Raw genomic sequence first — 13,667 nt, 5'->3', positions numbered from 1 at the left:
GTGAGCGACCGCACGATCGAGATCCGTCCCGACAAGAATGAACTGGCAGCGGCGATCGCCGAAGCCCTCGAGCAGGCGGTCGACGCGGCACTGCGACGCGGACGGAACGCGCACATCGCGCTGACCGGCGGCTCCATGGGCCAGGAACTCATGAAGGCCTGGGTCGCCCGCGCCGACGACGAGCGCGACTGGACGCGCGTGCACATCTGGTGGGGCGACGAACGTTTCGTGCCCGCCGGCGACGACGACCGCAACGACAAGCAGGCGGACGACGCGGGTCTGAAGAAGCTGGGCGTCCCGGCGAACAACGTGCACCGCATGCCCTCGAGCGATGACGGTGACGTTGCCGCGGGAGCCGAGGCATACGCTCAGGAGCTGGCGGAGTTCACCGACGTGACTGCGGTCGGTCTGCCGGAGAAGCCTCAGATGCCGACCTTCGACGTCCTGATGCTCGGCGTCGGACCGGACGGTCACGTCGCGTCCTTGTTCCCCGGCCACCGCGACCAGTTGGTCGACCGGGTCACTGTCGTTGCGGTGCAGGATGCCCCGAAGCCGCCGCCCACTCGCCTCAGCCTCACTTTCCCCGCGCTCGCGGAGGCGCGCGAGGTCTGGCTCATGGTGGCCGGCGAAGACAAGGCGGACGCCGTCGCGACTGCCTTCAGTTCCAGCGACCCGATGGAGTGCCCGGCCTCCGTCGTCGGCGGCCAGGTGAGCACGACCTGGTGGCTCGACACCGCAGCAGCCTCGAAGGTCGAGCAAAGCTGATCCCGGGGGTCGAGTAGGTGCGCCGGCGCTGCAACCGGTCATGAGAGGCCCCGGAAACGACGATGCCGCCCGAACCGTGGTTCGGGCGGCATCGTCGTTCGAGCTACTTGATCAGACCGCGGTTGCGCAAGGTCTCCAGCGCCTCGTCCAGGATGACGGCGCCTTCGGCGTCGCTACGACGCTCCTTCACGTAGGCCAGGTGTGTCTTGTACGGCTCGGCTTTCGGCGGAGAAGGAGGGTTCTCTTGGTCCTGACCGGCCGGGAAACCGCAGCGCGGGCAGTCCCACTGCTCCGGCACGACCATGCCCGGCTCCTGCGCGAAGCTCGGCTTGGTCTCGTGCCCGTTGGAGCACCAGTACGAGATGACGACTCGGGGTGCGGACTCGCCGCGCTCCGCTTCGCCCATGGGTCCGGCGCCGACTCGGCTACCCCGGATTGCGTTTCCACCTGCCACGATCGTTCTCCTTCTGGTGCTTAGGCGCTGAAGCGCGCGACGAGCCCCAGCCCGACGATCGCCGTGATCCAGGTCAGACCGGCGATCACCGTGAGGCGATTGAGGTTCTTCTCGGCGACCGAGGAGCCGCCGAGGTTGCTGCTGACACCGCCGCCGAACATGTCGGACAGGCCACCGCCCTTGCCCTTGTGCATGAGGATCAACAGCACCAGGAACAGGCTGCTGAGCACGACCACTGCCTGCAACGCGATCCGCACCGCATCCACGTCGGGAACTCACCTTCGTCGGGAACATTCGGCAGTCGCCGAACGGCGACAACCCGTCCAACTTTACGGCATGGACCAGGCCGCTCCGAGCAGCCGTACGCCGACCCGCCGTGATGGCCGGGTCGGCGTACGCGTTACCGCAGGCCGACGGTGCTCAGTTGCCGCCGCCGTGGTGCTGCTTGTACCGGCAGATGGTGGCGAACTCGACCGGGTCGGTGCTTGCGCCGCCGACGAGCGCACCGTCGACATCGGCCTCCGCCATGATCGAGGCGACATTGCCCGATTTCACCGAGCCGCCGTAAAGGACGCGGACGCCGTCGGCCAGCTTCTGGTCGTACAGCTTCGCTAGCTCACCACGGATCGCCGAGCAGACCTCCTGGGCGTCGGCCGGGGTCGCGACCTCGCCGGTGCCGATCGCCCATACGGGTTCGTAGGCGATGACGATCGACTGGGCGGACGTCGCGGCCAGCCCGTCGAGGGCGGCACGCACCTGCCCGAGAACGAACTCGACCTGCTCGCCGGCCTTGCGGGTCTCGAGCTTCTCGCCGACGCACAGGATCGGGGTCAGATCGTTCTTGTAGGCAGCCTTCACCTTTGCTGCCACGACCTCGTCGGTCTCGTCGTGGTACTCACGACGCTCGGAGTGGCCCACGACCACGTAGGTGCAGCTGAGCTTCTTCAGGAACACCCCGGCGATGTCGCCGGTGTAGGCGCCTTCGTCGTGCGGGCTGAGATCCTGTGCCCCGAGCTTCAGCTTGAGCTTGTCGCCGTCGATCAGCGTCTGCACCGAGCGCAGGTCGGTGAACGGCGGGATGATCGCGACCTCGACCTCGTCGTAGTTGTGCTTGCCGTCGCGCAGCGTCCAATCCAGCTTCTGCACCAGCACGGTGCCCTGCTGGTGGTCGAGGTTCATCTTCCAGTTGCCGGCGATGAGCGGAGTGCGGGTATCTGCCACTTCGATTCCTTCGGTAGAAGCGTGAGGCGGCGAACGATCGAATCGCCCACCGCCTCAGGCGTTTTGGTTCGGGTTCCTCAGCTTTCGAGCACGGACAGGCCGGGCAGTTCCTTGCCCTCGAGGTACTCCAGGCTCGCGCCACCACCGGTGGAGATGTGCGTGAAGTCGGAGTCCTCGAAACCGAGCTGACGGACGGCAGCCGCAGAGTCGCCGCCACCGACGACGGTGAGCGCGCCGTTCTTGGTCGCCTCGACGAGCGCGCCCGCGAGCTCCTTGGTGCCGGCCGCGTACGGCTCCATCTCGAACGCGCCCATCGGGCCGTTCCAGAAGACCGTCTTGGCCGACTTCACCTTCTCGGCGAAGGCCTTCGCCGACTCCGGTCCGATGTCCAGCCCCATTCGGTCGGACGGGATCGCGTCAGCAGCGACGACCTCGTGGTCGGCGTCCGCCGAGAACTCGGTGGCCGCGACGACGTCGGTGGGCAGCACGATCTCGACGCCGTCCTTCTGCGCCTGCTCCAGGTAGCCCTTCACGGTGTCGATCTGGTCCTTCTCCAGCAGGCTCTTGCCGACCTCGTGACCCTGGGCCGCGAGGAAGGTGAAGACCATGCCACCACCGATGACGAGCATGTCGGCGGTCTTGAGCAAGTTGTCGATCACGCCGAGCTTGTCGCTGACCTTGGCGCCACCGAGCACGACCGCGTACGGCTTCTCGGGGTCCTTGGTGAGACGCTCGAGCACCTTCACCTCGTCCTGCACCAGGTCGCCGGCGCCGTGCGGCAGCTTCTGCGCCACGTCGTAGACGGACGCCTGCTTGCGGTGCACCACACCGAACCCATCGCTGACGAAAACGTCTGCGAGGCAAGCGAGTTCGTCGGCGAACTTGCCGCGCTCAGCATCGTTCTTGCTGGTCTCACCCGCATTGAAGCGCAGGTTCTCCAGCAGGACGACGTCGCCGTCCTTCATCGCGTCGACCTTCTCCTTCGCCGACTCCTGCACCGTGTCGGTGGCGAATTCGACGGAGCTGCCGAGCAATTCGGCGAGGCGCTCGGCGACGGGTGCGAGCGAGTACTTGTCCTCCGGCTCGCCCTTCGGGCGGCCGAGGTGCGCGCACACGATGACCTGAGCGCCCTGCTCGGTCAGCTTCTTGATCGTCGGGACCGAGGCGCGGATGCGTCCGTCGTCGCCGATCTTCTTGCCGTCCAGCGGGACGTTGAGGTCGCTGCGCAGCAGCACCTTCTTGCCCGAGAGGTCGCCCAGGTCATCGATCGTGCGCATCGGCTCAGAGGTCCTTGCCGACGAGCTCGACGAGGTCGACGAGGCGGTTGGAGTAGCCCCACTCGTTGTCGTACCAGCCGACGACCTTGACCATGTTGCCGGTGACCTTGGTCAGGCCGGCGTCGAAGATGCAGGACGCCGGGTCGGTCTCGATGTCCTTGGAGACGATCTCGTCCTCGGTGTAGACCAGGTAACCCTTGAGCGGGCCTTCCTCGGCGGCCTTCTTCACCGCAGCGTTGACCTCCTCGACGGTGACCTCCTTGGAAGCCTCGAAGGTGAGGTCGGTGGCCGAGCCGGTCGGGGTCGGCACGCGCATCGCGTAACCGTCCAGCTTGCCCTTCAGTTCCGGCAGCACCAGGGCGACGGCCTTGGCCGCACCCGTGGTGGTCGGCACCATGTTCAGGGCTGCCGCGCGGCTGCGGCGCAGGTCCTTGTGCGGGCCGTCCTGCAGGTTCTGGTCCTGGGTGTAGGCGTGGATGGTGGTCATCAGGCCCTTCTCGATACCGATCGAGTCGTTCAGGGCCTTCGCCATCGGCGCCAGGCAGTTGGTGGTGCAGGACGCGTTGCTGATGATGTTGTGCGACTTCGGGTCGTACTTGTCGTCGTTCACACCCATCACGATCGTGATGTCCTCGTTCTTCGCCGGGGCGGAGATGATGACCTTCTTGGCGCCTGCGTCCAGGTGCGCCTTGGCCTTCTCGGCGTCGGTGAAGAAACCGGTGGACTCGACGACGACGTCGACTCCGAGGTCCTTCCACGGCAGGTTGGCCGGGTCCTTCTCGGCGAAGGCACGGATCTTCTTGCCATCGGCGGTGATCGACTCGTCGTCGTAGGTCACCTCGCCGTCGAAGCGTCCGAGGATCGAGTCGTACTTGAGCAGGTGGGCGAGCGTCTTGTTGTCGGTGAGGTCGTTGACGGCCACCACCTCGACGTCAGCACCCGAGGCCACCACGGCCCGGAAGAAGTTGCGGCCGATGCGGCCGAAGCCATTGATTCCTACGCGGACGGTCACAGTGAAACATCCCTTTCTGGGAGGCGGTATCCGAACTTACGGACGGGCTCCCCGAGAGGATCCAGCGATGCGAGAACCTCACGAGGTGTCACCTTCGACCCTATGGGATGACCGGGAAGTAACTGCAATCAGGCCGCACCGGAGATCAGCAGGCGGAACGAGTCGTGAGACGCACTCACTCGCCGTCGAGCATGTCCGGGGTCAAGCCGGCCTCGGTGCCCTCGATGCCCATCTCCTCGGCCTTCTTGTCGGCCATGGCCAGCAGACGGCGGATGCGTCCGGCGACGGCGTCCTTGGTCATCGTGGGCTGGGACAGTTGGCCCAACTCCTCGAGACTGGCCTGCTTGTGCTCCAGCCGCAGTCGGCCCGCATGCGCGAGATGTTCGGGCACCTCGTCGCCGAGGATCTCCAGCGCCCGCTCCACCCGTGCCCCGGCGGCGACCGCGGCACGCGCCGAGCGACGCAGGTTGGCATCGTCGAAGTTGGCCAGGCGGTTGGCGGTCGCGCGCACCTCGCGGCGCATCCGGCGCTCCTCCCAGGACAGCACACAGTCGTGCGCGCCCAGGCGGGTGAGAAGTTGGCTGATCGCGTCGCCGTCGCGGATCACCACACGGTCGACGCCGCGCACCTCGCGTGCCTTGCTGGCGATACCCAGCCGGCGAGCGGCCCCGACGAGCGCCAGCGCGGCCTCCGGCCCGGGGCAGGTGACCTCGAGCGCCGATGAGCGTCCGGGTTCGGTAAGCGAACCGTGAGCCAGGAACGCCCCGCGCCACGCCGCCTCGGCGTCGCAGATCGCGCCGTTGACCACGCGCGGCGGCAGGCCCCGGACGGGGCGGCCCCGGTTGTCGATGAGCCCCGTCTGGCGGGCCAGGGCCTCACCGTCATGGCTGACCCGGACCACGTAGCGGCTGGTGCGCCGGATGCCGCCGGCGCTCATCACGACGACGTCGGGCACCTGCCCGTAGAGGTCGGCGATGTCGCGGCGCAACCGGCGGGCGGCATTCGCGGTGTCGAGCTCCGCCTCGATGACGATGCGACCACCGACGATGTGCAGACCTCCCGCGAAACGCAGGATCGCGGAGACCTCCGCTTTGCGGCAACAGGTCTTCGTGACCGGCAACCGGCTCAGTTCGTCCTTGACCGCGGATGTCATCGCCATGGCGGCAATCCTCTCACCGCTGTCCAGACCGGCTCGTGGCCGAACTGGGCAGCGTCCCTCAGGTTCGATTCAGGTCCGTCGGCAAAGTCAGCCGAGGATGTCTCGATAGGCAGCAGCGAGCAACAGTACGTCGTGTGTGCTCGAGTGGTGACGGTTGGCAACCGATTTGAGGATCAGTTCCGCCCCGACGGACTCGGCCGCGCGGCGTAGGAGGTCTTCCTGACCCCCCACCGCCTCGGCGTCGGCGAGCACGGCGTCGAAGTGGAGTTCGGGGGCGTGAGCGACCATCACCTCGAGGTGGTTGGCGGCGGTGAAGCCCTCGGTCTCACCACTGTTGACGACGTTGAGGGTCAGCAACCGGCGGGCGCGGGTCTGTACCAGCGCCTCGCGCAGATCGGGCACCGCGAGGTGCGGCATCACAGAGGTGAACCAGGAGCCCGGACCGAGCACCACCCAGTCCGCGTCATGGACGGCGTCGAGCGACTCGCGGCACGCCAGCGGGGGTCGGGCAACAGCCGGATCGACTGAACGCGTCCCGGTGTCGTGGCGACCTGCACCTGACCGACGACCTCGGTGACCTCGTCCGAACCCGGCTCGGCGCCCTGCACCATCGCGCGGATCTCGAGGGGCTCGGTCGACATCGGCAGCACGCGGCCACGCGCTCCCAGCAGGCGACCGACGAAATCGAGACCGGAGACCGGGTCGCCGCGCAAATCCCACAGCGAGGCGATGATCAGGTTGCCGAGGGCATGCCCGCCGAGCGGACCGTCGCCGGCGAACCGGTGCTGCAACGCGTCCCGCCACTGCAGGCCCCACTCGGTGGAGTCACACAAGGCAGTGAGTGCCATGCGCAGGTCACCGGGCGGAAGGATGTCGAACTCCTCGCGCAAGCGTCCGCTCGAGCCACCGTTGTCGGCGACCGTCACGATCGCGGTGATCCGGTCGGTGACCAGTTGCAGCGCCTGCAGCGAAGCCGACAGGCCGTGGCCCCCGCCGAGTGCGGCGACCCTGGGGCGGCCGCTCACTCGCGCCCCAGATCGCGGTGCACCGCCACGGCACGCAGCCCGGGGACGTCGTCCAACCGGCCGCGCAACGCCTCGGCCATCGCGACCGAACGGTGTTTTCCGCCGGTGCAGCCGAACGCGATCGTCACATAGCTGCGTCCCTCTCGCAGGTAGCCCTGCAGCATCGGCTCGAGCATCGCCTCCGCGCGGTCGAGGAACTCGGCGGCACCCGGCTGGGACAGCACGAAGTCGGAGACGACCGCGTCCTGACCGGTGAACGGCCGCAGGTCGGGGTTCCAGAACGGGTTGGGCAGGAAGCGCATGTCCAGGACGATGTCGGCATCCAGCGGGATGCCGTACTTGAACCCGAAAGACAGGACGGCCACGCGCATCCTGACCTCGGTGCCGTCCGGACCGAGGAACTGCTTCACCTTCGCAGTCAGCTGGTGCACGTTGAGGCCGCTGGTGTCGATCAGAACGTCGGAGGTGGCGCGCAACTCCCCCAGCGCCTCACGCTCGGACTGGATGGCGTCGAGCAGACGTCCCTCCCCTTGCAACGGGTGGGGACGGCGTACCGACTCGAAGCGGCGCACGAGCGCCTCGTCGGTCGCGTCGAGGAAGATCACCGTCGGACGCCATCCGCCGTCGCGCAGCCGGTCGAGCCCGTCTCGGAAATCGGTGAAGAAGGTGCGGGCTCGGATGTCGACCACGGCCGCCAGCTTGGCCGGCTTGCGGGCCTGACCGCCGGCCAGGAGCTCGGCCATCGCGGACAGCATCTGCGGCGGGAGGTTGTCGATGACGTACCAGCCGGCGTCCTCCAGGACGTTCGCCGCGGAGGTGCGTCCTGCGCCGCTCATGCCGGTGAGAATCAGGAACTCGTTCTTGTCGGCAAGGCTCTCGCCGACGTCGTCGTGGTCGGCCGTGGGTGCGGTCGAGTCAGTCATGCGTTCCTACTGCTCCTAGTCCAGGACTTCGCCCGTGGTCACGTTGACCGACGGCGCACTCTCATCTTGGCGCAGACGGGAGGAGATTGCCTCCGCAAGTCGAGGACCGATCCCCTCGACCTGTTCGATCTCGGCGGTGGTGGCCGCACGGATCTTCTTCACCGACCCGAACCTCTTCAGCAACGCCTTGCGTTTCACTTCACCGAGCCCGGGAATCTCATCGAGCGCGGAGACGGTCATCGACTTGCTGCGACGTTGCCGGTGGAAGCTGATCGCGAACCGGTGAGCCTCGTCGCGGACCCGTTGCAGCAGGTAGAGACCCTCGCTGGTGCGCGGCAGGATGACCGGGAAGTCATCGCCTTCGACCCAGACCTCCTCCAGTCGTTTGGCCAACCCGACCACCGGGATGTCGTCGATGCCGAGGGCGCGCAGGGCGCGGACGGCCGCGGTCACCTGCGGCTTGCCGCCGTCGACGACCACGAGTTGGGGCGGGTAGGCGAACCGTCGCGGTCTGCCGGTCGTCTCGTCGATCGGACCGGAGGTCATTTCCTCGTCGTCCACGTCACCGAGCTCGACGTCGCCGGCATCCTGCCGATCGGACAGGTAACGCTTGAAGCGGCGGGTGAGCACCTCGTCCATGGCGGCGGTGTCGTCGAGGCGGAGTTCGCCGGACTCGGTGGGCGTGCCGCGCACCAGGAACTTGCGGTACTCCCCCTTTCGCGGCAGACCGTCCTCGAACACGACCATGCCGGCGACGACGTTCGTGCCCTGGACGTGGCTGATGTCGTAACACTCGATGCGCAGCGGCGCCTGACCGAGATCGAGGTACTCCTGCAACTCCTCCAGCGCCTTGCTGCGCGCGGTGAGATCGCCGGCGCGCGCGACCTTGTGCCTGGCCAGCGATTGGGTGGCGTTGCGGGTGACCGTCTCCATCAGCGTCTTCTTGTCGCCACGCTGCGGCACCCGCAGGGAGACCTGCGCGCCGCGTCGTTCGGTGAGCCATTCGCTCATCGCGTCGGCATCGGTCGGCAACACCGGCACGAGCACCTCGCGCGGAAGACCTTGGCCGCTCTCCTCGCCGTACACCTGCTGCAGCAGGCGCTCGACGACGTCCGCGAGCCCCACATCGCCCTCGGCCTCCTTGTCGACGACCCAGCCGCGCTGGCCGCGGACGCGACCACCACGCACGTGGAAGACCTGGACGGCTGCTTCGAGGTCGTCGTCGGCCATGCCGAAGACGTCGGTGTCGGTGGAGTCGCCGAGCACAACCGCGCTGTGCTCCAACGACTTTCGCAACGCCACGATGTCGTCGCGGCGCCGCGCGGCGGTCTCGTAGTCGAGGTCGGCGGACGCCTGGTTCATCTGTTGCTCGAGGCGTTTGACGAAGCGCGTGGTGTTGCCGTCCATGAAGTCGCAGAACTCTTCCGCGATCTCCCGGTGTTCTTCGGCGCTGACGTCGCCGACACACGGCGCCGAGCACTTCTCGATGTAACCCAGCAGGCACGGACGACCCACCTGGCCGGCTCGCTTGAACACACCGCTGCTGCAGGTGCGGATCGGAAAGACCCGCAGCAGCTGGTCGAGGGTCTCCCGGATCGCCCAGGCGTGGGCGTACGGACCGAAGTAGCGAGTGCCCTTGCGTTTGGCGCCGCGCATCACCTGAGCACGCGGGAACTCCTCGCCCATCGTCACCGCGAGATAGGGGTAGGACTTGTCGTCGCGGTACTTGACGTTGAACCGCGGGTCGAACTCCTTGATCCAGGAGTACTCAAGTTGCAGGGCCTCGACCTCGTTGCGGACGACCGTCCACTCAACCGATGCGCCGGTGGTGACCATCGTCCGGGTACGCGGGTGAAGGGCGGTGATGTCCTGGAAGTAGGAGGACAGCCTGCTGCGCAGAGACTTCGCCTTGCCGACGTAGATGACCCGTCCGTCCTTGTCGCGGAAGCGGTAGACACCCGGGTCGATCGGAATGTCGCCCGGTTTCGGTCGGTAGGAGGAGGGGTTGGCCACGTACCCACTCTAAGGAGGGCCACCGACATCGCAGACCACCCCACCGAGGCGTCTGCGCGTCGGTGGGGTGGTCTGCCGAACAAGGAGGTCTCAGGTCACCTTGAGGTTGTCGCCCTCCACGCTGACCTTCTTCTCGTCCAACGGCTTCTCGGCCGGACCGTTCTTCACCGAGCCGTCGGCCAGGGAGAACGCGCTGCCGTGGCAGGCGCATTTGATCTGGTCACCGTCGATCTTGGTCATCGGGCACTTCTGGTGCGTGCAGATGTTGCTGAACGCCTTGAACTGGCCTTCGGTCGGCTGACTGACGACGACCAACTTCGCCTTGTCGACGAATCCGGAGCCGACCGGCACCTGCGACTTCGGGATCACCGCTGCGTCGGCGACGACCGAGGACGCGCTCTGCGAAACCTCTCCGGCGCCGGAACTCGCCTTCGCGCCGAGATCGGACGCGGTGGCCTTCGCCGCCTCCTGGTCCTCCTTGCTGCACGCGGCCAGGCCGCCGGTTGCAGCCACGATGCTCATACCGCGAAGAACCGAGCGTCGGTCCGCGTCGAAGGGCTTCTTGTCGGTCATCGCTACCTCCAGTCGTCGGAGTGTTCGCCCATCCTGACAAAAGGGTTGACCGGGCAACAGCCCGCGCGACCTGTGAATTCGCCTACTTCTTCGAGGTGGCCTTCGTGGTCGTCCTCTTCGTGGCCGCCTTCTTCACCGGTGACTTCTTGGGCGCAGCCTTCTTCGTCGCCGGCTTGGTCAAGACCTTGCTCGAGGAACTGGCCGACCGGGTCTGCGACGGACGAGCAGCGCCGGACGCGGCGAGCAGCGGCTTGAGGAATCGGCCGGTGTGGCTCTCGGCGACCTCGGCGACGTCCTCGGGCGTGCCCTCGGCGACGACGGTGCCACCGCGGAAACCGCCCTCGGGACCCATGTCGACGAGCCAGTCGGCCGACTTGATGACGTCGAGGTTGTGCTCGATGACCACCACCGTGTTGCCCTTGTCGACCAGACCCTGCAGCACGAGCAGCAGCTTGCGGATGTCCTCGAAGTGCAGACCGGTGGTCGGCTCGTCGAGCACGTAGATCGTGCGGCCGGTCGATCGCTTCTGCAGTTCGGAGGCGAGCTTCACGCGCTGTGCTTCACCGCCGGACAGCGTCGGCGCCGGCTGTCCGAGACGGACATAACCGAGTCCCACGTCGACCAGCGTGTTCATGTGCCGGGCAATGGCGGGCACCGCAGCGAAGAAGTCCTTCGCCTCCTCGATCGGCATGTCGAGCACCTCGGCGATCGTCTTGCCCTTGAAGTGCACCTCGAGCGTCTCGCGGTTGTACCGCGCCCCGTGGCAGACCTCGCACGGCACGTAGACGTCGGGCAGGAAGTTCATCTCGATCTTGAGCGTGCCGTCACCCGAGCAAGCCTCGCAGCGACCGCCCTTGACGTTGAAGGAGAACCGGCCGGGCATGTAGCCGCGCACCTTGGCTTCGGTGGTCTCGGCGAACAGTTTGCGGATGTTGTCGAACACACCGGTGTAGGTGGCCGGGTTGCTGCGCGGCGTGCGGCCGATCGGGCTCTGGTCGACGTGTACCACTTTGTCGAGTTCGTCCAGGCCCTCGACCGTGCGGTGACGCCCCGGGACGTGGCGCGCTCCGTTGAGTTGGTTGGCCAGGACGTTGTAGAGGATCTCGTTGACCAACGTGGACTTGCCGGAGCCCGAAACGCCTGTGACAGCAACGAGATTGCCGAGCGGGATCGACACGTCGACGTTCTGCAGATTGTGCTCGCGGGCGCCGCGGACGACGACCGTGCGGCCGTCCTGCGGACGACGCACTGCGGGCGTCTCGATCTGGCGGCGACCGGCCAGGTAGTCGCCGGTGATCGACTTCTTGTTGGCGAGCAGATCCTTGACCGATCCGGCGTGCACGACCTCGCCGCCGTGCTCGCCCGCGCCCGGACCGATGTCGATGACCCAGTCGGCGGTGGCGATCGTGTCCTCGTCGTGTTCCACCACGATCAGCGTGTTGCCGAGATCGCGTAGGCGGGTGAGCGTCTCGATCAACCGGTGGTTGTCGCGCTGGTGCAGACCGATGGACGGCTCGTCGAGCACGTACAGCACCCCGACCAGACCGGATCCGATCTGCGTGGCGAGCCGAATTCGTTGTGCCTCACCCCCGCTCAGCGTCGCGGCAGGACGGTCGAGCGACAGGTAGTCGAGTCCGACGTCCAGCAGGAAGCCCAGCCGCGCGTTGATCTCCTTGATCACCTGCTCGGCGATCTGCCGCTCGCGGGGCGTGAAGTCGACGCTCTCGAGGAAGGTCGCGGACTGCGAGATCGGCAGCGCACACACCTCGGCGATGGAATGCCCGCCGATGGTGACCGCAAGCGTCTCGGGCTTGAGGCGCGACCCCTTGCACGTCGGGCACGGGACCTCACGCATGTAACCCTCGTACTTGTCGCGGCTCCAGTCGGATTCGGTCTCACTGTGCCGGCGCTTGATGAACGGGACGACGCCCTCGAACCCGGTCGTGTACGAGCGCTCGCGGCCGTAGCGGTTCCGGAACTTCACGTGCACCTTGTAGTTCTGGCCGTGCAGCAGCGCTTCCTGCGCCCGCTGGGGCAACGCGCGCCAGGGCGTGTCCAGGGAGAACCCGAGATCCTTGCCCAGCGCGCCGATCACTCGGGTGAAGTAGTCGCTCGACGTGCCGCTGGTCGTCCACGGCAGGATCGCGCCCTCGGCGATCGACTTGTCCTCGTCGGGCACGACCAGTTCGGGGTCGACCTCGAGTTCGGTGCCCAGACCGGTGCACGCAGGGCAGGCACCGAACGGGCTGTTGAAGGAGAACGACCGCGGCTCGATCTCGTCCATGCCGAGCGGGTGGTTGTTCGGGCACGCCATCTTCTCGGAGAAGCGGCGTTCACGCTCCGGGTCGCCGGCCTCCTTGTCGACGAACTCGATGAGCACGATGCCGCCGGCGAGACCGAGTGCGGTCTCGATGGAGTCGGTGAGTCGCTGCTTACCGGTGCGGTCGTCCGGTCCCTTGGCGACCAAGCGGTCGACGACGACATCGATGGAGTGCTTCTTCTGCTTCTCCAGCTTCGGCGCCTCGGAGAGGGTGACCACCTCGCCGTCGACCCGGGCGCGCGAGTAGCCCTTGGCCTGCAGTTCGGCGAACAGGTCGAGGTACTCGCCCTTGCGCTCGCGCACCACCGGCGCCAACACCTGGAACTTGGTGCGGTCGGGCAGCTGCATCAACTGGTCGACGATCTGCTGCGGGGTCTGGCGACCGACCGGCTCGCCGCAGATCGGGCAGTGCGGGCGACCGGCACGCGCATACAGCAGACGCAGGTAGTCGTAGACCTCGGTGATGGTGCCGACCGTCGAGCGCGGGTTGCGGTTGGTGGACTTCTGATCGATCGACACCGCGGGCGACAGGCCCTCGATGAAATCGACGTCCGGCTTGTCCATCTGGCCGAGGAACTGGCGCGCGTACGCCGACAGGGACTCGACATAGCGGCGCTGGCCCTCGGCAAAGATCGTGTCGAAGGCCAGCGACGACTTGCCCGAGCCGGACAGGCCGGTGAACACGACGAGACTGTCGCGGGGCAGGTCGACACTGATGTTCTTGAGGTTGTGCTCGCGCGCACCACTGATCCGAAGATGATCGTGCGTGGGGCGGGCGGAAGCGTTCGAAGGGGTCTGTGCAGGCACGACCGCAATGCTAAGCCGCGCCACCGACAACCTCCGATTCGCGAGCCGAACGACTGCGTCACGTTCTCACCGATGGCGCCGCGCTGTGTTTGCGCTCCGCTGTGAACCCCGGGCGACT

11 protein-coding genes and 1 pseudogene are annotated in these 13,667 nt (G+C 67.0%); 1 reads left to right on the top strand and 11 read right to left on the bottom strand.

Features of this window, described 5'->3' with window-relative positions; translation table 11 throughout:
* On the top strand, positions 1 to 765 hold the full coding sequence (pgl, locus tag MF407_RS06575) for a 6-phosphogluconolactonase (RefSeq protein ID WP_239701803.1): 765 nt from the start codon (positions 1 to 3) through the stop codon (positions 763 to 765).
* Positions 766 to 868: 103 nt separating this feature from the next.
* Here the strand turns inward: pgl and MF407_RS06570 are convergent, their stop codons facing one another.
* From MF407_RS06570 to uvrA, 11 genes and pseudogenes are all read right to left on the bottom strand, one after another.
* On the bottom strand, positions 869 to 1,219 hold the full coding sequence (locus MF407_RS06570; protein ID WP_129625108.1) for an RNA polymerase-binding protein RbpA: 351 nt from the start codon (positions 1,217 to 1,219) through the stop codon (positions 869 to 871).
* 20 nt (positions 1,220 to 1,239) lie between these two features.
* On the bottom strand, positions 1,240 to 1,485 hold the full coding sequence (gene secG, locus MF407_RS06565; protein ID WP_129625107.1) for a preprotein translocase subunit SecG: 246 nt from the start codon (positions 1,483 to 1,485) through the stop codon (positions 1,240 to 1,242).
* A gap of 154 nt (positions 1,486 to 1,639) precedes the next feature.
* Positions 1,640 to 2,440: a triose-phosphate isomerase gene (gene tpiA, locus MF407_RS06560; RefSeq protein ID WP_129625106.1), complete on the bottom strand. Its 801-nt coding sequence runs from the start codon at positions 2,438 to 2,440 to the stop codon at positions 1,640 to 1,642.
* Between the two features lie 77 nt (positions 2,441 to 2,517).
* Complete coding sequence (locus MF407_RS06555; protein WP_239701802.1) at positions 2,518 to 3,717, bottom strand: phosphoglycerate kinase; 1,200 nt, start codon at positions 3,715 to 3,717, stop codon at positions 2,518 to 2,520.
* A gap of 4 nt (positions 3,718 to 3,721) precedes the next feature.
* Positions 3,722 to 4,729, bottom strand: coding sequence for a type I glyceraldehyde-3-phosphate dehydrogenase (gene gap, locus MF407_RS06550; RefSeq protein ID WP_141928654.1), 1,008 nt, complete (start codon positions 4,727 to 4,729; stop codon positions 3,722 to 3,724).
* Positions 4,730 to 4,904: 175 nt separating this feature from the next.
* Positions 4,905 to 5,888 (bottom strand): DNA-binding protein WhiA, encoded by a 984-nt coding sequence (gene whiA, locus MF407_RS06545; protein ID WP_129625103.1) that lies wholly within the window; start codon positions 5,886 to 5,888, stop codon positions 4,905 to 4,907.
* An 87-nt stretch (positions 5,889 to 5,975) separates the two neighbouring features.
* Positions 5,976 to 6,913 (bottom strand): annotated as a pseudogene (gene yvcK / locus MF407_RS06540) (uridine diphosphate-N-acetylglucosamine-binding protein YvcK).
* Complete coding sequence (gene rapZ / locus MF407_RS06535) at positions 6,910 to 7,836, bottom strand: RNase adapter RapZ (protein ID WP_239701801.1); 927 nt, start codon at positions 7,834 to 7,836, stop codon at positions 6,910 to 6,912. Before rapZ ends, yvcK begins: the two are co-directional and overlap by 4 nt.
* 15 nt (positions 7,837 to 7,851) lie before the next feature.
* A complete protein-coding gene (uvrC, locus tag MF407_RS06530) occupies positions 7,852 to 9,849 on the bottom strand; it encodes an excinuclease ABC subunit UvrC (RefSeq protein ID WP_239701800.1) in 1,998 nt (665 codons plus the stop codon).
* A 90-nt stretch (positions 9,850 to 9,939) separates the two neighbouring features.
* On the bottom strand, positions 9,940 to 10,422 hold the full coding sequence (locus tag MF407_RS06525) for a Rieske (2Fe-2S) protein (RefSeq protein ID WP_239701799.1): 483 nt from the start codon (positions 10,420 to 10,422) through the stop codon (positions 9,940 to 9,942).
* Between the two features lie 82 nt (positions 10,423 to 10,504).
* A complete protein-coding gene (gene uvrA / locus MF407_RS06520; RefSeq protein ID WP_345770881.1) occupies positions 10,505 to 13,558 on the bottom strand; it encodes an excinuclease ABC subunit UvrA in 3,054 nt (1,017 codons plus the stop codon).
* Positions 13,559 to 13,667: the final 109 nt, after the last annotated feature.

It is taken from the genome of Yimella sp. NH-Cas1 (genome assembly GCF_022359705.1).
Lineage (GTDB): Bacteria > Actinomycetota > Actinomycetes > Actinomycetales > Dermatophilaceae > Yimella > Yimella lutea.
The sequence above is the reverse complement of the archived record's forward strand: the minus strand, read 5'-3'. Positions and strand labels throughout refer to the sequence as shown.